The organism is Rhodococcus sp. IEGM 27 (assembly GCF_033142305.1).
Lineage (GTDB): Bacteria > Actinomycetota > Actinomycetes > Mycobacteriales > Mycobacteriaceae > Rhodococcus_F > Rhodococcus_F oxybenzonivorans.
The window spans coordinates 1,208,507-1,230,975 of record NZ_JAWLSG010000001.1 but is presented as its reverse complement, the minus strand read 5'-3'; the positions used below and the strand labels follow the sequence as shown (position 1 = coordinate 1,230,975).

Below are 22,469 nucleotides of genomic sequence, written 5' to 3'. Positions count from 1 at the left end.
TCGGTCACATGATCAGTGTCTCGTCGCTGCGCGGGCCCTTCAGGATGACCGGGACTCCCTCGTACGCGTGCAGTGTCACCGGGAAGCTGTGGAGTTCGTCGACGGTCCCGACGAGTTCATCGGTGAAGAGGTTGTACGCGGACGCACCGGCGGGTAGATGCTGCGATTGGACCGTTGCGGTGATTTCCTCGGAGGTGAAATTCAAGACCGTCACCTGGGTGCTCATGTCAGCGAGTTGGTGCACCATGACCAGCAGTCCCTTGTGTGAAACCGTCGGTACATCGATCTGAACGGCTGTCGCAATTCCGAAGCGATTTCGAACCTCGATGATCCGGGACAGCTTGCAGGCGAACGACTCCGGGTTCCGTAACTGCTCGGGCAGGGTGCCGTAGAGGCTGGTGGCCCGCGGAATCCCGGACTCCGATCGAGTGGCCTCCGGGTTGACGCCCATGAGGTCGTGGGCGCCGCGGTTGATCCATCTCGTGTCGCCCTCGCGGACGAGGTCGGCTACGTCGTCGACGGGTACCGGAAGGAGCCCGCACAGATCCCAGCCGGACAACGCGAACACCCCGGGCTGAAGGGCGTTGTACATCGCAAGGAGGAGATGCGCGCGTTCGACCATGGCGACGTCGTCGGCCGTCATCCGGTCGAGGTCCCGGATTCCGAGCGTGGCCGTGATGACACTGGCTGTGGTGCAAGCGATTCCGTTGGTCGTGAAAGTACGATTGTACGGCGCCCAACGCCCGGTGAGACGTTCGCACAAGTCTTTACGGATGCGGTCACCGAGGTGGGAACCCTTGATCGGCTCACCGCCGTAGACGAATTCATCGTCCTTGTGGAGGGTGGCGAAGTGCACCAGCTCGAACGTCAATTCGTCGTGGTTCTGCAGAGCATGGACGAGGGATGCGGTATCGACGCCGTGATCGCGCGCCAGATTCATGGTCAAGCGAAGAAATTCGGTGTTGCCCATGACCAGGGCATGGTGATAAGCGGGCCGGTTGATGAAGTCGTAGGACAGGTCCGCACCGCTGGTGCCCATCTCCTTGATGTCGTCGATGGTGAGGTTCAACTCCTGGAAGGTGAAGCCGCCCATCTTGCGGACGATGCTCGCGATCAGATGGTTGGCCGCTTCCGACAGTGGATGTCCTTCCGACCACCCCGGTCCTTCCGTTCGCCGTTCGACACCGAGAAAGCCGTTGGCGTCGAGTCGCAGGGCCCCTGCCCCGAGGTCGGCAAGTGAATGGCAGGCGTCTCCGATGACCAGGCGCATACCCGCGAAGGATGGATCGAGCCAGTTGATGGACGGCTGACCCGCCTTGAAATAGTGCAGGTAGACCCAGCGCCGGTCGACGCCGTCTACTCCCGTGACGACGGGGGTGACGCTCCAGTTGGTCTCCTTGACACCGAGTTCGTAGAAGATCACGCGCTGGAGTTGGCCGATGATGTAGCCGGCACGTGCCAACTGGGCCTCGGTCTCGGCATCGATGTTGACCGAGTCCCGGCCCTCCGGCACGCGGGGGAGTAGGTGCCAGTCCGGGGGTTCGATCTCGATCATGTGGTAGATCCCCGGATAGTCCGCATACGCCATCTCCGCCAGACGGAAATCCGCACCCTTTCCGGTGTGGCCCGGGACGATGTCGTCGATGACGGTGCCGTCATATGCTGCGGCGACGACGCAGAGGCGACGGAACTCTTCCTCGGTGCCGAAGGCGGCGTCGATCTGCATACTGATTCTGTCGAAGTGACCGTCCACCGACGGGGTGGACTGCCAGCCGTTGATGCCGCCGGCCTGCTTGACTGGCCCGGTATGCACTGCGGTCACGCCGATCTGTGAAAAGGCCTGCCACAGGGCCTCGTCGCCGAGTGAGGCCAGGAAACTCGCGCCGGGGGCTGTAATGATCGATATGGGGTATGCGGTGAACCAGACGGGCGCACGCTCGACAGCCGCGCGCGGGTTCGGGTCCGCGTACGGGTTCTGCCACATGCTCCCCTTGCCGGACAGCTGCTCGGCGATCTGGGTTGCGTCATGGAGGATGGACTGCTTGATGAGCCAATCCACATAGGCGGGATTCGACGGGTGCGCGTCACCGGACTGGGTGTCCACCCGTGGGCTACGCCGGACGGACGGACGTAGAGGTCGTGGTCGTGCTGGATAGAACTGCTCGTCGTAACTGACTTCACTGGGCTCGTGATGGACCTCAGGGTTCATGTTCCTCCGTCTGCTTCTCGGTAACCGGGTACCCGTCGATAGTGACGCACAATCGACGTTCGCGGTCCGAGTCACGAATGAGGACGGAAGCCCTGACCCGGTATTGCCTCGATATCAGTGGGCGTGTCCGGAGGGGAAGTGCACCGATCCGTCACTACCTACGCAACCTCCCTGGACCGGGCCGCTGCCGAAGAAGACACTGTTGGACTGGCCGATGCTGTTCGGGGGAGCCGTTCCGACTCCACCGCCGGTGACCCCGATGGTCCCGCAGGAGTAACTGTGCTGATCGTTCGAGCGGACATTCAGTTGGGTGCCGGGAGTGGCGGGGTCTCCGTGAAGGGTAGGTCCCGCCGATGCGACGCCGGTGCCGAGCGCGACCGTGGTCGCCGCCGCCGCAATAACCGTGCGCAGTACAAAACCGTTCATCTCTAGCTTCACCTCTGGTCCAATTGTGGCCGGCTTCCCCTGACCGGTCCGACGATGCCGGGCTCCCCCGCTCTGTGTTCCGGTTCCGATAGAACAATCATCATCCGAAACGCGCCCGGAATCATCCGCCCATCAGCACGAAAGCTGAGGCTGGATTCGAACTCGTCTGTGCAAGCTGCACGGCCGATCGGCACACCTCGACGTAACGGGTCACGTCATCGAGTGGTGGCAAAAGTCGGTTACTTGGTGCCGAAGATCCGGTCGCCCGCGTCGCCGATGCCGGGCAGGATGTAGCCGTGCTCGTCGAGCTGCCGGTCGACGGCGGCGGTGTAGATCGGGACGTCGGGATGGGCATTCTGCAGGACGGCGATGCCTTCGGGACAGGTCACCAGGCAGACGAACTTGATGCTCTTGGGGCTGCATTCCTTTAACCGCTCGACCGCCGCCACGGCGGAGTTGCCGGTGGCCAGCAACGGGTCGACGATCACCACGTCGCGCTCGTGCAGATCGCCGGGCATCTTGAAGTAGTACTCCACTGCGACGAGTGTCTTGGGATCGCGGTACAGACCGATATGGCCGACGCGCGCGCCCGGCACAATCGTCAGCATCCCGTCCAGAATTCCGGTGCCTGCGCGGAGGATGGAGACGAACACCAGCTTCTTGCCGTCGATGACCTTGCCGGTGGTGACTTCCATCGGCGTCTCGATGTCGATGTCCTGCATCGGAATGTCGCGCAGGACCTCGTAGGTCATCAACGCGGAGATCTCGTTGGCCAGTCGACGAAAGCTGTTGGTGGAGGCATCCTTACGGCGCATCATCGTGAGCTTGTGCTGTACCAGAGGGTGATCGATCACGTGCACTGTTCCCATGTATCCGTCCCCGTTTCGCTCTAGAAGACCGTGCCGTCGCTGACGATGGACAGCGGTGGCAGCCCACCTCTCGCCCGCTGAGACAGGGCGCGGCCTGCGGCCCAGGTGCCGCCCTCCAGGACGCAGGCCAGCGGAAGCTGTGTGGCGTCCACGCCGAGCCGTCCGCGCACCAGCGGCGCCAGTTCGTCGAGGAGCGCGACCGTCAGCGCACGCCACTCGACCACCACTTCGTCACCGGCCGTCCAGCGGCGTGCGGCCCAGGTCGGGTCCTGCAGGCGTAGTACCCCGGTGTCCAGCAGGAGACCGCCGTTGCGGTATTCGGGCAGGCCGGTCAGGGCGTCCAGCCCGACGACCCGCACGCCTGCCCACTCGAAGGGCTCCAGCAGCGAGTAGGTCAGCCACTGCGACAGCTTGTGGAACGGAATCCAGCCTCGGGTCAGGCCCGGCCCGACCACCGCCTCGTGGCGCCAGCAGTCGCCCAGGGGCTGTGTGCCGATGGCGTTGTCTGTCGGCCAGATGCCCGACAGCGACGTCAGAACGTGGGAAAGGATGTCGTGGGCGGCCACTGACGACGTGGCCGAGCCGTGCGGCTCTGTCAGCTGGTCGAACAGGCCACCCGGCCGCCCGTGCGGGCCGAACACCGCGGGTTGTGCGGCGAGTGCGTCGCCCAGCCGGCGCAGCAGAAGCACCCGGCCTTCGAGCCCTACCAGGGGATTGGACGGGCCGACCTGGAAGAACTCGGCCAGCCGGTTGGTGTCCAGGCTCCGTAGCGCGGCCGCATCGACCTGCAGCGGGTGTTCGGCGTCGCTCGAGAACAGGCCGCCGACGAACGCGTGCCAGCTGGCGACACCCAGTCCCTCGGATCGGGCGAACCGCTGCCCGCCGGCTTTCTCGTCGTAATGCCAGTCGGGACCCGCCCCGGCATCGAGCAGCACGCTGACCACGGCCAGATCGATCATCGCGCGGGCGCGGGCCTGCACGTCCAGCCCGGCCAGCCGGGCATCGAGGTCGGCCTTGCGGTCGACGCCGCCGGCCTCGAAATGCCGCCAGCGACTGTGGTAGGGAATCGCGAGGTCCGGATAGCGCGCACGGGTCACGTCGACCACCTCGGCCGCGGCAGTCTGCAAGGCGTCGTCGTGAACGCTGAACCAGCGCGAGCCGCCTTCGCGCGCGCGGCTCAGCAGTTGCCCTGAGCGTTCCCGCACAGCCGTCGTGGTGCGCAGCGCCGCGGCCGCGCCCTCGGCCCGCCCGGTGTCGACGTCGGGACCGACGCCGAGCATGCTCATTCGTCCAGCTCCCGGCCCTTGACCTTCGCCAGTTCGTCGGCGCTCGGCACCACGCCCGGCGTGAAGTAACCGGCCGCCATCTTGGCGTCGATTTCTACCCGCGCGTCGGCCGGGATCAGCTCGTCGGGCAGGTCCACCCGTTCCCCGACCTCGATGCCCGAGCCCGTGATGGCGTCGTACTTCATGTTGCTCATGGAAACCAGGCGGTGAATCTTGCGCACCCCCAGCCAGTGCAGCACGTCGGGCATCATCTCCTGGAAGCGCATGTCCTGCACGCCGGCGACACATTCGGTGCGGGCGAAGTACTGGTCCGCGGTGTCGCCGCCCACCTGACGCTTGCGGGCGTTGTAGACCAGGAACTTGGTCACCTCACCCAGCGCGCGGCCCTCCTTGCGGGAATAGGACACCAAGCCGACCCCGCCGTGTTGCGCACCCTGGATGCATTCCTCGATCGCATGCGTCAGGTACGGGCGGCAGGTACAGATGTCGGAGCCGAAGACGTCGGAGCCGTTGCATTCGTCGTGCACGCGCGCCGTCAACTCCACGGCAGGATCGGCCAGATCGCGTGGGTCGCCGAAGATGTACACCGTCTGCCCACCGATCGGCGGCAGGAACACCTCGAGATCCGAGCGGGTCACGAGTTCGGGATACATGCCCCCGGTCTCCTCGAACAGCACGCGGCGCAGATCCGACTCGCTGCAGTGGAAGCGCTCCGCCACACCCGGCAAGTGCCAGACAGGTTCGATCGCCACCTTGCTGACCAGCGCAGCACCGTTGGACATCAGGAAACGGCCGTCCGGGCGCAGGCGGCCTTTCTGTATGGCATCCGTGATCTCCGGCAGCATGACGTGTGCCTTGGTCACGGCGATGCTGGGGCGGATGTCGTGGCCGGCGGCCAACTCGGCCGCGAATACCTCCGCCACCATGGCGCCCCACGGGTCGAGACTCACGATTTTGCCGGGCTCGCTCCACTGCGGGTACGGGCCGATGATGTTGGTAGGCGCGGTGTTCGTGAGGTCGGCCTTGTGGTGGCGCGACAGCGCGCCGGCCGCGACCGCCAGCGCCCGGTAGATGCTGTAGGAGCCGCTGTGCGTGCCGACCACGTTGCGGTGGGCGCGATTGGTGGTGGTGCCGACCACCGGTCCGCGCTCGGCAGCCGTGGGAGCGCCCCATCGAATCGGCAGGGACCCGACGCCGCCACTGTGCGACGTCAATCGGATGTGACCGCTGGCGGTTTCGGGCGTGGCAGGCGACGGTGTGGTGGGGACGACTTCAGCGGACATGGCGTTCCTCCGTAACGACGGCCCGGCGACGAGGCACGCCTCCGGAACGTATCTCCCGCGCCCGGACGCTGCCGGCCACCGGAGACGCAAGCATAGCTATTTGCAGCGACTATCGCGTGGCGTGCACGTCCGCCGGGTCTGCCGTTCCGACTTGGTGGACACTGGGCAACTGCGGTGCGGCGTGGCACGATCGAGCAGGTGACCAGCAGACCCGCCTCAGCGCAGCACCTGCAGGACCTTGCACGTCTGCGCCGCGTTCGCGACCGAATCGACAGGGAGTACGCGCAGCCGCTGGACGTCGAGGCGCTCGCCCGCGGCGTGAACATGTCGGCGGGGCACCTCAGCCGCCAGTTCCGGCTGGCCTATGGCGAGGCGCCGTATTCGTATCTGATGACGCGGCGTATCGAACGCGCGATGGCGCTGCTGCGTCGTGGCGACCTCAGTGTCACCGAGGTGTGTTTCGCGGTCGGCTGTTCCTCGCTGGGTACCTTCAGCACCCGCTTCGCCGAGCTGGTCGGTGTTCCGCCGAGCATCTATCGCCGCGAGGCGGAGCACGCGACGGCGGGGATGCCGTCCTGCGTGGTGAAACAGGTGACCAGACCGATCAGGAATCGAGAAGCGTCGGCACCCGAGCCACAGCTAACGTGACTGCGGCATCGAGTAGATGCCCGCGCACGACGCTGACGGAGACCGCGAGGGGCGGCCCGCGGAACCGAGGGGAGACACGATGAGCACGGCGACGAGGACGGACAGGGCGGGGCGAGCGCAGCGAGGGGACAACTCGGAGTCGCCGGCGCAGCATCGTGCCGACAGCCACGATTTGATCCGCGTGCAGGGTGCGCGGGTGAACAACCTTCAGAACATCAGCGTCGAAATCCCGAAACGCAGGCTGACGGTGTTCACCGGTGTGTCCGGCTCCGGCAAGAGTTCCCTGGTGTTCAGTACGATCGCCGCGGAGTCGCAGCGGATGATCAACGAGACCTACAGCGCCTTCGTTCAGGGCTTCATGCCGACGCTGGCCCGGCCCGACGTCGACGTACTCGACGGGCTGACGACCGCGATCATCGTCGACCAGCAGCGGATGGGCGTCGACCCCCGCTCCACCGTCGGCACCGCCACCGACGCCAATGCGATGCTCCGAATCCTGTTCAGCCGGCTCGGAAAGCCGCACATCGGCTCGCCACAGGCGTACTCGTTCAACGTCGCCTCGATCTCGGGCGCGGGCGCGGTCACCATCGAGCGCGGCGGCCAGCAGACGAAGGAACGGCGCAGTTTCAGCATCACCGGCGGCATGTGTCCGCGCTGCGAGGGCAGGGGCTCGGTCACCGACTTCGACCTGTCCGCTCTCTACGACGACAGCAAGTCACTCAACGAGGGTGCGCTCACGATCCCCGGCTACAGCATGGAGGGCTGGTACGGCCGCATCTACCGCGGCTGCGGGTATTTCGACCCCGACAAGCCGATCCGCAAGTACACCAAAAAGGAACTGCACGACCTGCTCCACCGGGAGCCGACCAAAATCAAGGTCGAGGGCATCAACCTGACGTACACGGGGCTTATCCCGCAGATACAGAAGTCGTTCCTGTCCAAGGACGTCGACGCGATGCAGCCACACATCCGCGCATTCGTCGAGCGGGCGATCACGTTCACCACCTGCCCCGACTGCGACGGCACCCGCCTCAGTGCGGCCGCGCGATCGTCGAAGATCAAGGGCATCAACATCGCCGACGCGTGCGCGATGCAGATCAGTGACCTCGCGGTGTGGGTGCGCGGTTTGAAGGAACCGTCGATGGCGCCCCTGTTGGAGAAGTTGGGCGCAACCCTCGACTCGTTCGTCGAGATCGGGCTGGGCTACCTGAGCCTCGACCGGCCGTCCGGCACGTTGTCGGGCGGTGAAGCGCAGCGCACCAAGATGATTCGCCACCTCGGGTCCTCGCTGACCGACGTCACCTACGTCTTCGACGAGCCCACCACAGGCCTGCACCCGCACGACATCGCCCGAATGAACGACCTGCTGCTGCGTCTGCGGGACAAGGGCAACACGGTGCTCGTCGTGGAGCACAAGCCGGAGACGATCGTGATCGCCGATCACATCGTCGACCTCGGCCCTGGCGCCGGTACCGCCGGTGGGCACGTCTGCTTCGAGGGCACCGTCGAGGGCCTGCGAGCCAGCGACACCATCACCGGCCGTCATTTCGACGACCGGGCCGTGCTGAAGGAATCGGTGCGCACCTCCACCGACTCGCTCGAAATTCGCGGTGCGAACGCCCACAATCTGCAGAACGTCGACGTCGACGTACCGCTCGGCGTGCTGGTCGTGGTGACCGGTGTGGCCGGGTCGGGGAAGAGCTCACTGATCCACGGCTCGCTGGCCAAGCGGGACGGCGTGGTGTCGGTGGACCAGGGCGCCATCCGGGGCTCGAGGCGCAGCAACCCGGCGACGTACACCGGACTGCTCGATCCGATCCGCAAGGCCTTCGCGAAGGCCAACGGAGTCAAGCCTGCATTGTTCAGCGCCAACTCCGAGGGCGCCTGTCCCACCTGCAACGGCGCAGGTGTCATCTTCACCGACCTGGCGATGATGGCCGGTGTCGCCACCACCTGCGAGGAGTGCGAGGGGAAGCGGTTCCAGGCAGCGGTGCTCGACTACCACCTCGGTGGCCGCGACATCAGCGAAGTGCTCGCGATGTCCGTGGCCGAGGCCGAGGAATTCTTCGGCGACGGGGAGGCGAAGAACCCGGCCGCCCACAAAATCCTCGTCCGGCTCGCCGACGTCGGGCTCGGGTACCTGGCGCTCGGCCAGCCGCTCACGACGCTGTCGGGCGGCGAGCGGCAACGACTCAAGTTGGCTACCCACCTGGCCGAGAAGGGTGGTGTGTACGTCCTCGACGAGCCGACCGCCGGCCTCCACCTCGCGGACGTCGAGCAGTTACTCGGCCTGCTCGACCGGCTGGTCGACTCCGGCAAGTCGGTCATCGTCATCGAGCACCACCAAGCGGTCATGGCGCACGCCGACTGGATCATCGACCTCGGCCCCGGCGCCGGTCACGACGGCGGCACGATCGTTTTCGAAGGCACGCCGACCGATCTGGTCGCCGCCCGCTCCACACTCACCGGCGAGCACCTCGCGGCCTACGTCGGCGCCTGACCGAGTTATGCGGAACACCGACGGCGGGGATGTCTCCGTTCCCGCCGGTCGGAGCCGTATCCGACGTCGATCCTGTGACCTAACTGTGAGGTCGGTCACCGCTTTCGCGTGACAGCTGGTGCCAGCTGCTACCTGCGGGACTGGTGTGCCGACAAAAATCCACAAAACAGCGTTGGCCAGGACATGCTTGTCAAATCGACGCGCCGAAATCTGTCGAACGCGTAGTAGCCTGTGACGAAACCGTGATCAATTCGTTACCGGTTACCCAGCTCGACAGAGGAATCTGGTTTGTCTCGACACCGGAAAATCGACCCAGCACCGCGCGCCCTACGGCGCCGCCACCTGAAGACCGTTCGCGGCCGACTGATAGCAGTCCCGCTTGCCGCCAGTGCACTGCTCGTGGCCGGGAGCACGATCGCGTCCGCGACCACCGGCGATGTGGCCGTCGGCATCGCGCCTACCGCGGCGGAGGCAGGCGTGTCGCTCTCGATGGCCCCCCAGGTCTTGCAGTTCCCGCGTACGGATCTCACCGACTTCACCGACGAGCTGCAGCAGGCAACCCAGCGTGAGGTCGAACGGATCGAGCGGGCGAGGGCCGAGGCCGAGCGGCTTGCCCGCGAGGCTGCCGAACGAGCTGCCGCTGAGGAAGCCGCGCGTCGACCGGGTGTCGTCTTCCCGACCGACGGTACTTTCACGTCGGGCTTCGGCCCGCGGTGGGGCACGAACCACAACGGCATCGATATCGCCAACTCCATCGGCACCCCGATCAAGGCCGTCACCAACGGCACGGTGATCGAGTCGGGTCCGGCGTCAGGGTTCGGGCAGTGGGTTCGTCTGCAGCAGGACGACGGCACCATCGGCGTGTACGGCCACATCGACAGGTCCCTCGTATCGGTCGGGCAGCAGGTCCGCGCGGGCGATCACATCGCCACCATGGGCAACCGTGGTCAGTCGACCGGACCTCACCTGCACTACGAGGTCTGGACGGCCAACGGCGCCAAGATCGATCCCGTCGGCTGGTTCAGCTCGCGCGGAGTGTCCGTTCCCGGACACGGCGGCTGAGACACGCATATACGGACCTTGTCGCGCACCCTACGATGCGTAGATGAGACTGCCGAAGAGCGCGCACACATCTCGGCCCTGGCGAATCCACGAATTCACCCGTGACTTCCGGCTAGAGGACGTGTGGGCTCTACCGACACCCGGTGGCCCGGACGACTTTCCCCGGCTGGTGCAGGTAATCACAGCGTTCGACCCGATGAGGCGCGGGCCGTGGCCGATGCGCCTGTTGTTCGCGATTCGGTTCGAGCTCGGCAAGGTGTTCGGGATTGACGATCAGGACGCCGGTTCACGTGTGCCCGCTCCCACTCTCGTCGATCGGCTGCCGGACGACCTGCGTGCGAGCTCGGGTGGCGGCGGCTCCGACACGCTGCCGTTCACCTCGCTGTACCAACTCGACGACGAGTGGGCGCTCGAAGCTGTCAATCGGACCGTGCACGGAATTCTCCATGTCGGCTGGGTGCCCGATGAGGCGGGCGGTTACCGCGGCCAAATGGCCATTCTCGTGAAACGGAACGGGAAGCTCGGGGCCGCCTACATGTCAGCGATCAAACCTTTCCGGCATCTGATCGTCTACCCCCTGATGATGCGGGAGTTCGGACGGGCCTGGCGGGCAAGCACTGAGCGCCGAAACAACTAACCCAATCGCCGAGGAATTACATTTCGGACGAGCCGCACCGCGCTTGCATCTCAACCGGCCCTTGCTCAGTGCGCATGCGCACGGCGGATGGTCAGCTTCTCGAGAGCCACACGGGGACACCCGCGATGAGACTGGATCCGACGAACAATAGCACTCCGGCGGCGCGCCGAGGCGCGCGTCGAAGCCGTGGAACCGGTAGTCCCACAACAGGTAGTAGATGTTGGTCGCCGCCTGCGACGGTTCACTCGGGAGGAGAGGCGCGTGCCTCCTTCACTGCCGGACAGAGCTTCTCCTGTTCGCCTGTGGTCGGCGCGGCGGTGCCCCCATGCGCGGAACGAGAAATGATGGACATAGCAGTCGGCGGTAAAGGGCGACGAGTCCACCAGCGCCGTGGGTTTCGCCGGGTTCAGGAACGAACTGACGTAACCGGTGTCTCCGAGCGGTCTTCTCAAATGCTGCCGGGGATGTCCATGACACTAGCGGATGCCTGCCGTGCGAGCTTGACGACATCGGCTGTGTCGCCGTCGAGGAGTGCCCGTCTAGGAGTGCGGTCGTCGAGTTCTGGTTGTGGGCTCGACATCCACGAAGCGATGGTCCAGGCCTGGACATCGGCGGAGGCCCAAGCCTTCAGGACGTCTTTGATTCCTCGGATCGGGACGTGGGGTGCGGTGTCGGTCAATCCGCCTGACCAGTAGCCGATCGTCCCGTCGGCGGCGGTCAGACGTAGCACGCGCGATTCCTTGACTGCTTGGCTGAGGGCCTGCTTCGTCCAGCCGGTGGCGTCGACTGCCTGCTTGTGGGTCAAGATCGCGCCGATGTGGTTCTCCCATGCGCGACGTGCCTCGAGGTTCGAGAGCACGTTCTTCACGCCGGCGGCAACGTACCTGGCGTCGACGTCGTCGAGCTGCTCGGAGGCCATCCCGCTGGCGTTGAGCTGATCGTCGACGACCTTCTTGAGTGGTGTACTCATGCCACCATGGCCCTCGGTCAAGCAGGTCAAGTCAAGAGGTCAAGCAAAGCGCTGTCCCAGCAATCCTCAGCCTTGTGTTCGTTGAACGCGCGACCGGAATAGACGGCGACCGACAGAACTCCTGAGTTCATGGGGAGAAACCGCGCGGCATGTCGCGGCGGTCATGTCCTCGAGGCCGAGCATATCGGCGGTGATTCACCGTTCGGTCTAGTACATCTGTGCCGGCGCAGCAGAAGCGATCGGCATGATTGCGGGGGCAGCATGGAACGGAAGGAAAGTCATTGGTGAACCGGTCCTATTTGGTGGGGCCGATGTCTCGGGTTGGCGATGTTTCGTCTGGGCCGCAGAGGATTACATTACGAAGCTTGCTCGCCGCCCGCCATCTCCGCGGCATGGCGGACGGCACGCCCGCGGGACGGCGCGCCGAAACCCTGTACCCAGTTCAGGGGTCGTCCAGTGCACACCGCCGGGCATCTGCATCGATGTCCGGTCTGCATGATTCGCAGGCCGCGGCCACCGCTCGGGCTGAATCGCCCGCGGCGCCACAGTCGGCATATTCCCGGTGCATCGTCGAGAATGATGGCATCAGTTAAGGATTGGTCATGGGTAGTATATTTTCTCCACCCTGAGCTAGTCGGAGGCGTTCCCGAGCCTGCCGCACACGGAGGGTCCGGGGCGTCTCAATGTGAGGCGCCGAGGTTCCAGTGCGTTCACATCACGAGGCCGAGCGCGTGGATCTCGAGGAAAGTTCATCCGCATGGACACCCCAGTCCCGCTGCACCAGAGTAAGTCTCGGCGGAAAATGCGAAAGTGCGTCGAAATATCTCACCTCCGAGCCCCGAGTTTTGCGTTCCGCGATCTACGCGGGAGTGGGCAGCTAATCCGCCGAGGGTAGCGATGGGGGATGACAACTGCTTGCTGTGAAACGAACGCTCAAGGGATGGGCCACCCCGATGACCGCCATCCTTCGCCGAAACGCAAACCCTCACAGGCCCGTCATGTCGAAGAGCTGAGTGTGGACGCCCGACACACCATCTCTATGTGACGCCCGTCTCACACTGAGACGCTCGTGAGCTGGATTACGCGGTTGAATCAATCGCACAACGTCCCCACCGCCGGCACTAGGCCGGCACCCGATACAGGAGGCGCACATTGAGTAGGCAAAGCCTGACAAAGGCCCACGCGAAGATCACCGAACTGTCATGGGATCCGACCTTCGCGACCCCGGCCACCCGGTTCGGCACCGACTACACCTTCGAGAAGGCTCCGAAGAAGGACCCTCTCAAGCAGATCATGCGGTCCTACTTCCCGATGGAGGAAGAGAAGGACAACCGCGTGTACGGCGCCATGGACGGTGCCATCCGCGGCAACATGTTCCGCCAGGTGCAGCAGCGGTGGCTCGAATGGCAGAAGCTGTTCCTGTCGATCATCCCGTTCCCGGAGATCTCAGCGGCCCGTGCGATGCCGATGGCTATTGACGCCGTGCCCAACCCGGAAATTCACAACGGCCTCGCGGTGCAGATGATCGACGAGGTTCGTCACTCGACGATCCAGATGAACCTCAAGAAGCTGTACATGAACAACTACATCGACCCGGCCGGGTTCGACATCACCGAGAAGGCGTTCTCGAACAACTACGCCGGCACCATCGGCCGACAGTTCGGTGAAGGCTTCATCACCGGTGACGCGATCACCGCCGCGAACATCTACCTGACCGTGGTCGCCGAGACCGCGTTCACGAACACCCTGTTCGTCGCGATGCCCGACGAGGCCGCCGCCAATGGTGACTACCTGCTGCCGACGGTGTTCCACTCGGTGCAGTCCGACGAGTCCCGGCACATCTCCAACGGCTATTCGATCCTGCTGATGGCCCTCGCCGACGAGCGCAACCGGCCGCTGCTCGAACGAGACCTGCGGTACGCGTGGTGGAACAACCACTGTGTCGTCGACGCCGCGATCGGCACCTTCATCGAGTACGGCACCAAGGACCGCCGCAAGGACCGGGAAAGTTACGCCGAGATGTGGCGGCGGTGGATCTACGACGATTACTACCGCAGCTACCTCATCCCCCTCGAGAAGTACGGGCTGACGATTCCGCACGACCTGGTCGAGGAGTCGTGGAAGCGCATCACCGAGAAGGGTTACGTCCACGAGGTAGCCCGGTTCTTCGCGACCGGGTGGCCGGTGAACTACTGGCGGATCGACACGATGACCGACAAGGACTTCGAGTGGTTCGAGCACAAGTACCCGGGCTGGTACTCGAAGTACGGCAAGTGGTGGGAGGAGTACAACCGTCTCGCCTACCCGGGCCGCAACAAGCCGATTGCGTTCGAGGAGGTCGGGTACCAGTACCCGCACCGGTGCTGGACGTGCATGGTTCCGGCCCTGATCCGCGAGGACATGGTGGTCGAGAAGGTGGACAACCAGTGGCGGACCTACTGCTCGGAGACCTGCTACTGGACCGACGCAGTCGCCTTCCGCGGTGAGTACGAGGGCCGGGAAACCCCGAACATGGGACGTCTCACCGGATTCCGCGAGTGGGAGACGTTGCATCACGGCAAGGATCTGGCCGACATCGTGCAGGACCTGGGTTATGTCCGCGACGACGGTAAGACCCTCATCGGTCAGCCGCACCTGCACCTGGACGATCCGAAGAAGATGTGGACCCTCGATGACGTGCGGGGCAACACCTTCCAGAGTCCGAACGTGCTGCTGAACCAGATGTCGGACGCCGAACGCAACGCCCACATCGCCGCGTACCGCGCCGGCGGCGCAGTTCCGGCCTGATCCAGGCCCGGTGGGTGGCGCCGCGGCCACTCCGGCGCCACCCACCGCTCCACTAATTCACTTTCACAAGCCCAGGAGAGACCCCGTGGCCGACAAGCACGTAATCAACTTCGAGCCCGTCAACATCGAGATGGAAGTCGGCGAGGACGAGTACATCCTCGATGCAGCATTCCGGCAGGGCATCCATCTGATGCACGGCTGCCGTGAGGGCCGGTGCTCGGCCTGCAAATCCTTCGTCCTCGACGGCGACATCCAGATGGAGAACTACTCGACGTTTGCGTGCAACGACGCCGAGGTCGACGAGGGCAACGTCCTGCTGTGCCGTTCCACGGCATACAGCGACTGCACCATCGAACTGCTCAATTTCGACGAGGACGAACTCCTCGGCGGTGTCCCCATCCAGGATGTGCGCACCCAGGTGACCGCAATCGAGTCGATGACCAAGGACATCGTGTCGCTGCGGCTGGCGCCGATCGAACCCGCCGCGTACGAATTCAAACCCGGTCAGTACTCGGATTTGCACATCCCGGGCACCGACGAGCATCGCTCCTTCTCCATGGCGACAACCCAATCGACGCCGGGGCAGGTCGAGTTCCTGATCAAAAAATATCCCGGCGGCAAGTTCGCCGGCCTGCTCGAGGACGGGATCTCGGTGGGTGACGAGATCGCGCTGACGGGCCCGTACGGGTCGTTCACCATCAAGGACGGCCATGTTCTGCCGATGGTCTTCATCGGCGGCGGCGCGGGGATGGCTCCGCTGCTGTCGCTGCTGCGGCACATGAACGAGACAAGCAACACCCGGCAGGTGCATTTCTACTACGGTGCCCGCACCCCGCAGGACCTGTTCTATCTCGACGAGATCCTCGAACTCGGTAAGAACCTGACGGATTTCACGTTCGTGGCCTGCCTGTCGGAATCGATGGACCCTGCACCGGTGGGTGCGATCACCGTCGAGGACGGCAATGTCACCGATGTCGTCAGCCGCTCCGAACCTGAACTCGGCCGGGCAGAGGTGTACCTGTGCGGGCCGCCGCCGATGGTCGATGCCGCTCTGGAACTGCTCGAGGTGAGTAACACCCCTCACGACCAAATCTTCTACGACAAGTTCACCAGCCCCGCGTTCGAGTAGCGACAGCAGGGAATTTCACCGCCCTCTTTCACAGACAGGAACTGAGAAACGAGATGACCGCAACCACCGAGAACACCGGGAGCAAGCAGCGCAGCTTTCCGAGGATCGAGTTCACCGACTCCGAGGCCGGTGCGCTGGAGTTCCCGAGCTCGAAGAGCAGAACCTACAGCTACTTCACGCCGGCCAAGAAGCGGGCGACGATGTACGAGGATGTCACGGTCGACGTCCAGCCCGACCCTGACCGTCACCTCTCCCAGGGCTGGATCTACGGGTTCGGGAACGGCCCCGGCGGCTATCCGAAGGAGTGGACGGCGGCGAAGTCGTCGAACTGGCACGCCTTCCTCGACCCGAACGAGGAGTGGGACCAGACGATCTTCCGGAACAACTCCAAGGTCGTCCACCAGGTCGAATTGTGCCTGTCCAACGCCAAACGCGCCCGGGTCTACGACGGCTGGAACACACCGTGGCTGACGTTCATCTCCCGCAACCTGGGGGCGTGGATGCACGCCGAGAACGGGTTGGCGCTGCACGTGTTCACCTCCATCCAGCGGTCCTGCCCGACGAATATGATCAACACCGCCGTCGCGGTGAACGCCGCCCACAAGATGCGCTTCGCCCAGGACCTGGCCCTGTTCAACCTGGACCTGTCCGAGGCCACCGAGAACTTCGACGGCGCCGCCCACAAGGACGTGTGGCAGTCCGCCCCTGAGTGGCAGCCCACCCGGGAGGTCGTCGAGCGGCTCACCGCGGTTCCCGATTGGTGTGAGCTGCTGTTCGCCTCGAACATCGTCTTCGAGCAGCTGGTGGGATCGCTGTTCCGCAGCGAACTGGTCATGCAGATCGCCGCCGGGAATGGTGACTACATCACCCCCACCATCGTCGGCACGGGGGAACACGATTACGACCGCGACCTCAACTACACCCGCAACCTGTTCCGGTTGCTCACCCGCGATCCCGAGGTCGGGGAGGCGAACAAGGAGCTGTTCGGCACCTGGCTGGCCACCTGGGTGCCCCGGTGCCTGGACGCCGCCCGGGCGCTGCAGCCGATCTGGTCGCAGCCGGCCGACAAGGCGGTCACCTTCGCCACCAGCCTCGACGCCGCCACCGCGAAGTTCCGTTCCCTGCTCGAGGACCTCGGGCTCGACATCCCCAAGGAGTTGGACCAGTGACCATGCAATTCGGATCGACCACCGAGTTCTCCAACATGTGTGGCGTCACCTTGATGAACACCCCCATCGGCCGCGTCGTCGCGGACGTGATGGGCGCCAAGGACGGTGTGGAGCTGACCGAGTACCCGTCGATGATCCGCGTCGACGGCCAGAAGCTGCTGAATTTCGACTACGAGGAACTCACCGACGCTCTCGGTGAGGAGTTCGACGGCTCCATTTTCGAGGAGATCAGCTCCACCCATTACGGGCGCATGGTTCACCTCGACGACAAGACTCTGCTGTTCGCCAGCCCCGAAGACGCAGCCGAGTACATCGGATTCGACCTCACCGAGCACTGACCGCAGCTGTCCGGGGCCACGCAGGGTGGCCCCGGACACCCCCAGCCCACCCGAAAACCAGGACCAAGCGAGGACGCGATGTATCAGAAAGACGGTCAGAAGTACTTCATCGTCGATGGGCATGTGCACATTTGGGACGCCCGCGAGTCGAACCAGAAGAATGTGCACGGCGAGCAGTTCATCGAGTGCTTCTACGACTACCACAAGAACCTCAGCCCCGAGGAGGTCGTGTGGGACTACGAAACCTACAAGTACTACGGCAGCGAACGTTTCGAGCGCGACATCTTCGTGGACGGATACGTCGACCACGCGATCTTTCAGGCCACCTTGCTCAGCGACTTCTATCACACCGGGTTCGGGCAGACCGACGAAGCGCGCGCCCTGGTCGCCAAGCACCCCGGCAAGCTCACCTACAACCACGCCTACGACCCCCGCTACGAAGAGGCCGGCCTCGAGCAGCTCCGCAGGGACGCGGCCGAGATGAACCTGCAGGGCGTCAAGCTCTACACCGCCGAATGGCACGGCGACTCCCGCGGCTACAAGCTCGACGACAAGTGGTCGCGGCGCTACCTCGAAGAGTGCATCAAGCTGGGGATCAGGAATATTCACGTCCACAAGGGCCCGACGATCCGTCCCCTCGACCGCGACGCCTTCGATGTCTCCGACGTCGACAAGGTCGCCACCGACTACTTGGACCTGCGATTCGTCGTCGAGCATGTGGGTCTGCCGCGGCTCGAGGACTTCTGCTGGATCGCCACCCAGGAATCGAACGTCTACGGCGGATTGGCAGTGGCTCTGCCGTTCATCCACACCCGGCCCCGCTACTTCGCCCAGATCATCGGCGAATTGCTCTACTGGATCGGCGAGGACAAGATCCTGTTCGGCAGCGACTACGCACTGTGGACCCCGAAATGGCTGATCGAGAAGTTCGTCGACTTCCAGATCCCCGAGGACATGCAGGGCGAGTACGCCCCGATTACTGCCCTGCAGAAGCAGAAGATCCTCGGCCTCAACGCCGCAGCGCTGTACGACATCGACGTTCCCGCGGACCTGCAACTGGCCGAGCCGGCCGGGCAGGAAGGTGTGGAGGTCGCTGCCGGGGCGCGGGAAACCGTGCCGTCATGACCACCGCTGCCGTCGTCTGCACCGAAGAGGACGTTCTGATGGCCCTGTCGACGGTCACCGACCCGGAACTGGACGAGCCGATCACCGATCTCGGTTTCGTCCGGTCGGTCACCCTCGACGACGACGGGGCCACCGTTCACCTGCGGCTGCCCACCGCGTTCTGCTCGCCGAACTTCGCCTACCTCATGGCTTCCGACGCGCTCGACGCCCTGCGCCTGATCGGGGATATCGGCGAGGTGCGGGTAATGCTTGACGACCACCACGACAGCGACAAGATCAACACCGGCCTCGCGGCCGACGCCGGATACGTCGGAACGTTCGGCTCCGAGGCGGAAGAGAGTCTGCACGAACTGCGCCGAACGTTCCGGTCCAAGGCACATGCCGCGGCGATGGAACGCTGTGTGGAGGCGCACCTGAAGACCACCGACATGGGTGTGAACGAGATTTACCGACTCGTTCTCAGCGACCTCGCCCCCGGAAAAGCGAAGGCCGCGTTGCTGCGACGCCGAATCGGCCTCGGGTTGAGCATCTGCCCGGCCAGCCCGGTGTTCGTCGACGACGCCGGCAAACGCATCCCCGCGGAGTCGGTGCCGATGCGGCTGCGGTTCGCCAAGTCGGTGCGCATTTCGATGGAAGGCAACGCCCACTTCTGCCGCGGCCTGCTCGCCACCCGCTACGCCGACAGCGAATCCGTCGGCAGCACTCCGCGAATCACCGATCTCAGAACCAGGAGCCCGCGATGAAGGCCGTGCAAGTGGTGGGATACCACACCAAGCTGCAGCTTACCGACATTCCCGAACCCACGATCGAGGGTCCGTTCGATGTCATCGTGCGGATCGGCGGCGCGGGCGTGTGCCGTACCGACCTGCATGTTCTCGAGGGGCAGTGGGAGGAGAAGTCCGGTGTCGCACTGCCGTACACGATCGGTCACGAGAACGCCGGTTGGGTCCACGCGGTGGGTGACGCCGTCACCAACGTGGTGGTCGGCGACAAGGTGATCCTGCACCCGCTGATCACGTGCGGGTTGTGCCGGGCGTGCCGTTTCGGTGACGACGTCCACTGCCAGAACAGCAAGTTCCCCGGCATCGACACCAACGGCGGGTACGCCGAGTATTTGCGCACCACCGCCCGCAGCGTGGTCCGGATCGACGACTCGCTCGAACCCGCCGACGTCGCCGCCCTCGCCGACGCGGGCCTGACGGCGTACCACGCCGTCGCCAAGGTCGCCAGGACCACTCGCCCCGGAGACGTGTGCGTGGTGATCGGGGCCGGCGGACTCGGCCACATCGGCATCCAGGTCCTGAAGGCGATTTCCGGTGTCACCGTGGTCGTGCTCGACCGTAACCCCGCGGCCGTCGACCTCGCCGTGAAGATCGGCGCCGACCACGGCATCGTCGCCGACGGCACCCATATCCAGCAGGTGCTCGACCTGACCGGCGGGCACGGCGCCGAAGCCGTCGTCGACTTCGTCGGTGAAGGCGGCGCCACCGCCGAAGGGGTTGCGATGCTGCGCCGCGCCGGGAACTACTACGTAGTCGGATACGGCGAGAACCTCGACGTCCCGACCATCGACGTGATCTCCACCGAGATCAACTTCATCGGAAATCTCGTCGGCTCCTACAACGACCTGCAGGAGCTCATGATCCTCGCCGCCCAGGGCAAGGTCACTTTGCACACCACCCGGTACCGGCTCGAGGATTTCCAGCAAGCCCTCGACGATCTCGATGCCGGTCGGGTCCGCGGCCGGGCGATTCTCGTCCCCTGACGCGCTGCAAACTCCGCACAAGAAAAGTACGAAAGGACCATCAGTCATGGCAAAAGAGTTGCGGTACAACACGGACGCCCGAGCGCGGCTCGAGCAGGGCGTCAACGCCCTCGCCGACGCGGTCAAGGTGACCCTCGGCCCCAAGGGGCGCAACGCGGTACTCGAAAAGCTCACCGGGCCACCGACGATCACCAACGACGGCGTGACCATTGCCCGCGAGATCCAGCTCCGCGAGCCCTTCGCCAACATGGGTGCCCAGTTGGTCAAGGAGGTGGCGATGAAGACCAACGGTGTGGTCGGCGACGGCACCACCACCGCCACCGTGCTCGCCCAGGCCATGGTCCGCGAAGGTCTGCGCTCGGTCGATGCCGGCGCCAACCCCATGCGGGTGCGGCGCGGCATCGAACGGGCCGTGTCCGTGGTCGTCGACTCCCTCCGTGAGCAGGCCTCCCAGATCGTGGGGCAGAGCGATCTGCACCGGATCGCGACCCTCGCCGCCAGCGACGACGAAGTGATCGGGCACGCCATCTCGACGGCGGTCGATTACGTCGGCAAGTCCGGGGTCGTCACCACCGAGGAAAGCGACACCCTCGGGCTGTCGGTCAACATCGTCGACGGCATCGAGTTCGACCACGGCTACATCTCCGGCTACATGGTCACCGACCCGGAGCGGATGGAAGCGGTGCACACCAATCCGCTGATTTTGCTGACCAACAAGAAGATCAGCCAGGTCCAGGACATCATGCCGGCCATCGAGGTGGCCAAGCGAGCCGACCGGTCCCTGGTCGTACTGGCCGAGGACGTCGACGGTCCGGCCCTGCAACTACTCGTCGGCGGCAACATGCACAAGACGATGCAGTCGGTGGTCGTTCGGGCTCCAGGGTTCGGTCATCGCCGCGTCGCCGAGCTCGAAGATCTCGCGGTGGCATTGGGTGGGCACGTGATCGCCAAGGACACCGGCATCGAACTGTCCGAAATCAGTGTCGAGCATCTCGGTTCGTGTGACCGCATCACCGTGACCGAGAACGAGACCACGATCGTCGGCGGCCACGGGGACCAGCGTCTGCTCGACGCCCGCATCGCGCAGCTCGAGGCGCAGCTCGAGCGCGCCAAGATCGAGGCGGATCAGGAAAGCCTCGAGCTGCGCATCGCCCGGCTCACCGGGCGGGTTGCCGTCATCCGCGTCGGCGGCGCGACCAGTGTCGAGCTCAAGGAGCGGATGCTGCGCGTCGAGGACGCCCTGGCCGCCACCCGCGCCGCGCTCGAGGCCGGGATCGTCTCCGGCGGTGGCACCGCGCTGGCGCAGTCGCATCGGGCATTGGCCGATCTCGACCTGGCCGGCGACGAGGCGATCGGGGTTGACGTCGTGCGCCGCGCTCTTCCGGAACCGCTGCGCTGGATCGCGATCAACGCCGGTTTCGAAGGCGACGAGGTCGTCGAGGTGGTCGCCGGTCTACCGCTCGGCCACGGTTTCAATGCGCTCACCGGTGAATACGGGGACATGTTCGACGACGGGGTGATCGACCCGTTCAAGGTCACCCGCGCCGCGCTCGAGAGTGCCGCCTCGATCGCGGCACTGCTGATCACGACCGAGACCGCTGTCGTGGAGGAGGTGATCGGTAATCCCGGTGCCATCATGGCACCCGGTTTCGGCGATCTCGCCGAAGGCATGGTCCGCCCGTCGAATATCTATTGACAAAGACCAGTGGGTCACCGCCTCGTTGGTCCTGCGAGGCGGTGACCCACTGACCCGATCCGAACAGGAGAGGGTCATCACCGGCGGTCAGGTGGGTGCGCACCTGACCGCCGGTAACCCGCGCGCCCCGGCGCACCCCTCAGGATCCCTATGGCAGGTCATATCCGTCAGCCTTGCTCCGCCCGGTGAAAGGCTTTCCGACACAGATCAGTGGAGGCGTCGTGATTTTTATTGTCGTGAAGTTCAAGGTCCTCGACGAACACCAGAACGACTGGCTGCTCATCACCAAGGAGTTCACCGAGGCGACCCGATCGGAACCGGGCAATCTCTGGTTCGAATGGCACCGTAGCGCCGACAATCCCGCCGAGTTCGTGCTGATCGAGGCATTCGCCGACGGGCAGGCCGGTTCCGACCATGTCAATGCGGACCACTTCCGGAAGGGATTGGACGCGATGCGCCCGGCACTGAGCGAGACACCGCGCATCCTCCACACCGAACTTCCCGGCGACGACTGGTCCCGTATGGGCGAGCTCGAATTCGCTTCGTAATGCGCCACGCACCACACCGGCC

At 64.8% G+C, this 22,469-nt stretch carries 19 protein-coding genes; 13 read left to right on the top strand and 6 right to left on the bottom strand.

The features are described 5' to 3' along the window. Positions 1 to 4: 4 nt before the first annotated feature. The 5 genes from treS to R4P95_RS05770 form a co-directional block, all read right to left on the bottom strand. Positions 5 to 2,209, bottom strand: coding sequence for a maltose alpha-D-glucosyltransferase (gene treS, locus R4P95_RS05790; protein WP_213573959.1), 2,205 nt, complete (start codon positions 2,207 to 2,209; stop codon positions 5 to 7). 114 nt (positions 2,210 to 2,323) lie between these two features. Continuing rightward, entirely contained in the window at positions 2,324 to 2,635 is a 312-nt protein-coding gene (locus R4P95_RS05785; RefSeq protein WP_317743848.1) for a hypothetical protein, read from the bottom strand. A gap of 239 nt (positions 2,636 to 2,874) precedes the next feature. After that, the gene (gene upp / locus R4P95_RS05780) at positions 2,875 to 3,504 is read right to left on the bottom strand and encodes a uracil phosphoribosyltransferase (RefSeq protein ID WP_213573957.1); all 630 of its coding nucleotides are present in this window, start codon (positions 3,502 to 3,504) and stop codon (positions 2,875 to 2,877) included. A 20-nt stretch (positions 3,505 to 3,524) separates the two neighbouring features. Further along, the gene (locus tag R4P95_RS05775) at positions 3,525 to 4,790 is read right to left on the bottom strand and encodes a URC4/urg3 family protein (protein WP_317743846.1); all 1,266 of its coding nucleotides are present in this window, start codon (positions 4,788 to 4,790) and stop codon (positions 3,525 to 3,527) included. After that, entirely contained in the window at positions 4,787 to 6,073 is a 1,287-nt protein-coding gene (locus R4P95_RS05770) for a GTP cyclohydrolase II (protein WP_213573954.1), read from the bottom strand. Before R4P95_RS05770 ends, R4P95_RS05775 begins: the two co-directional genes overlap by 4 nt. Before the next feature lie 198 nt (positions 6,074 to 6,271). Between R4P95_RS05770 and R4P95_RS05765 the strand changes: the two genes are divergently transcribed. The 4 genes from R4P95_RS05765 to R4P95_RS05750 all read left to right on the top strand — a co-directional run bounded on the left by R4P95_RS05765 (position 6,272) and on the right by R4P95_RS05750 (position 10,920). Further along, positions 6,272 to 6,721 (top strand): helix-turn-helix transcriptional regulator, encoded by a 450-nt coding sequence (locus tag R4P95_RS05765; protein WP_317743845.1) that lies wholly within the window; start codon positions 6,272 to 6,274, stop codon positions 6,719 to 6,721. A gap of 79 nt (positions 6,722 to 6,800) precedes the next feature. After that, a complete protein-coding gene (locus R4P95_RS05760) occupies positions 6,801 to 9,221 on the top strand; it encodes an excinuclease ABC subunit UvrA (RefSeq protein ID WP_317743843.1) in 2,421 nt (806 codons plus the stop codon). Positions 9,222 to 9,584: 363 nt separating this feature from the next. After that, positions 9,585 to 10,283 carry a M23 family metallopeptidase gene (locus R4P95_RS05755; RefSeq protein WP_208963358.1) on the top strand — a complete coding sequence of 233 codons (699 nt, stop codon included), beginning with the start codon at positions 9,585 to 9,587 and terminating at the stop codon, positions 10,281 to 10,283. A 43-nt stretch (positions 10,284 to 10,326) separates the two neighbouring features. Then, the gene (locus R4P95_RS05750) at positions 10,327 to 10,920 is read left to right on the top strand and encodes a DUF2867 domain-containing protein (RefSeq protein WP_317743842.1); all 594 of its coding nucleotides are present in this window, start codon (positions 10,327 to 10,329) and stop codon (positions 10,918 to 10,920) included. A gap of 448 nt (positions 10,921 to 11,368) precedes the next feature. Here R4P95_RS05750 and R4P95_RS05745 read toward each other — a convergent pair whose 3' ends face one another. Continuing rightward, positions 11,369 to 11,890: a hypothetical protein gene (locus R4P95_RS05745; protein WP_317743841.1), complete on the bottom strand. Its 522-nt coding sequence runs from the start codon at positions 11,888 to 11,890 to the stop codon at positions 11,369 to 11,371. A 1,152-nt stretch (positions 11,891 to 13,042) separates the two neighbouring features. On the opposite strand from R4P95_RS05745, the gene R4P95_RS05740 reads away from it, so the two are divergent. From R4P95_RS05740 to R4P95_RS05700, 9 genes are all read left to right on the top strand, one after another. After that, positions 13,043 to 14,677: a methane monooxygenase gene (locus R4P95_RS05740; RefSeq protein WP_213573942.1), complete on the top strand. Its 1,635-nt coding sequence runs from the start codon at positions 13,043 to 13,045 to the stop codon at positions 14,675 to 14,677. Between the two features lie 85 nt (positions 14,678 to 14,762). Further along, a complete protein-coding gene (locus tag R4P95_RS05735; RefSeq protein ID WP_213573940.1) occupies positions 14,763 to 15,806 on the top strand; it encodes an FAD-binding oxidoreductase in 1,044 nt (347 codons plus the stop codon). A 53-nt stretch (positions 15,807 to 15,859) separates the two neighbouring features. Then, positions 15,860 to 16,975 (top strand): aromatic/alkene monooxygenase hydroxylase subunit beta, encoded by a 1,116-nt coding sequence (locus tag R4P95_RS05730; protein WP_317743840.1) that lies wholly within the window; start codon positions 15,860 to 15,862, stop codon positions 16,973 to 16,975. Beyond that, on the top strand, positions 16,972 to 17,313 hold the full coding sequence (gene mimD, locus R4P95_RS05725) for a propane 2-monooxygenase effector subunit MimD (RefSeq protein WP_213573936.1): 342 nt from the start codon (positions 16,972 to 16,974) through the stop codon (positions 17,311 to 17,313). Before R4P95_RS05730 ends, mimD begins: the two co-directional genes overlap by 4 nt. A gap of 78 nt (positions 17,314 to 17,391) precedes the next feature. Further along, positions 17,392 to 18,438, top strand: a complete 1,047-nt coding sequence (locus tag R4P95_RS05720; RefSeq protein ID WP_213573934.1) for an amidohydrolase family protein — start codon at positions 17,392 to 17,394, stop codon at positions 18,436 to 18,438. Next, a complete protein-coding gene (locus R4P95_RS05715) occupies positions 18,435 to 19,181 on the top strand; it encodes an iron-sulfur cluster assembly protein (RefSeq protein ID WP_213573932.1) in 747 nt (248 codons plus the stop codon). The genes R4P95_RS05720 and R4P95_RS05715 overlap by 4 nt, the downstream gene beginning before the upstream one ends. Continuing rightward, a complete protein-coding gene (locus tag R4P95_RS05710) occupies positions 19,178 to 20,203 on the top strand; it encodes an NAD(P)-dependent alcohol dehydrogenase (protein WP_317743839.1) in 1,026 nt (341 codons plus the stop codon). The genes R4P95_RS05715 and R4P95_RS05710 overlap by 4 nt, the downstream gene beginning before the upstream one ends. A 46-nt stretch (positions 20,204 to 20,249) precedes the next feature. After that, on the top strand, positions 20,250 to 21,899 hold the full coding sequence (groL, locus tag R4P95_RS05705) for a chaperonin GroEL (RefSeq protein WP_317743838.1): 1,650 nt from the start codon (positions 20,250 to 20,252) through the stop codon (positions 21,897 to 21,899). A 221-nt stretch (positions 21,900 to 22,120) separates the two neighbouring features. Next, positions 22,121 to 22,447: a putative quinol monooxygenase gene (locus R4P95_RS05700; protein WP_317743837.1), complete on the top strand. Its 327-nt coding sequence runs from the start codon at positions 22,121 to 22,123 to the stop codon at positions 22,445 to 22,447. Positions 22,448 to 22,469: the final 22 nt, after the last annotated feature.

Bases quoted from the DNA above. Each gene is read 5' to 3' on its own strand.
- treS (WP_213573959.1), bottom strand. From the start codon at position 2,209: ATGAACCCTGAGGTCCATCACGAGCCCAGTGAAGTCAGTTACGACGAG.
- R4P95_RS05785 (WP_317743848.1), bottom strand. From the start codon at position 2,635: ATGAACGGTTTTGTACTGCGCACGGTTATTGCGGCGGCGGCGACCACG.
- upp (WP_213573957.1), bottom strand. From the start codon at position 3,504: ATGGGAACAGTGCACGTGATCGATCACCCTCTGGTACAGCACAAGCTC.
- R4P95_RS05775 (WP_317743846.1), bottom strand. From the start codon at position 4,790: ATGAGCATGCTCGGCGTCGGTCCCGACGTCGACACCGGGCGGGCCGAG.
- R4P95_RS05770 (WP_213573954.1), bottom strand. From the start codon at position 6,073: ATGTCCGCTGAAGTCGTCCCCACCACACCGTCGCCTGCCACGCCCGAA.
- R4P95_RS05760 (WP_317743843.1), top strand. From the start codon at position 6,801: ATGAGCACGGCGACGAGGACGGACAGGGCGGGGCGAGCGCAGCGAGGG.
- R4P95_RS05750 (WP_317743842.1), top strand. From the start codon at position 10,327: ATGAGACTGCCGAAGAGCGCGCACACATCTCGGCCCTGGCGAATCCAC.
- R4P95_RS05745 (WP_317743841.1), bottom strand. From the start codon at position 11,890: ATGAGTACACCACTCAAGAAGGTCGTCGACGATCAGCTCAACGCCAGC.
- R4P95_RS05730 (WP_317743840.1), top strand. From the start codon at position 15,860: ATGACCGCAACCACCGAGAACACCGGGAGCAAGCAGCGCAGCTTTCCG.
- R4P95_RS05720 (WP_213573934.1), top strand. From the start codon at position 17,392: ATGTATCAGAAAGACGGTCAGAAGTACTTCATCGTCGATGGGCATGTG.
- R4P95_RS05715 (WP_213573932.1), top strand. From the start codon at position 18,435: ATGACCACCGCTGCCGTCGTCTGCACCGAAGAGGACGTTCTGATGGCC.
- R4P95_RS05710 (WP_317743839.1), top strand. From the start codon at position 19,178: ATGAAGGCCGTGCAAGTGGTGGGATACCACACCAAGCTGCAGCTTACC.
- groL (WP_317743838.1), top strand. From the start codon at position 20,250: ATGGCAAAAGAGTTGCGGTACAACACGGACGCCCGAGCGCGGCTCGAG.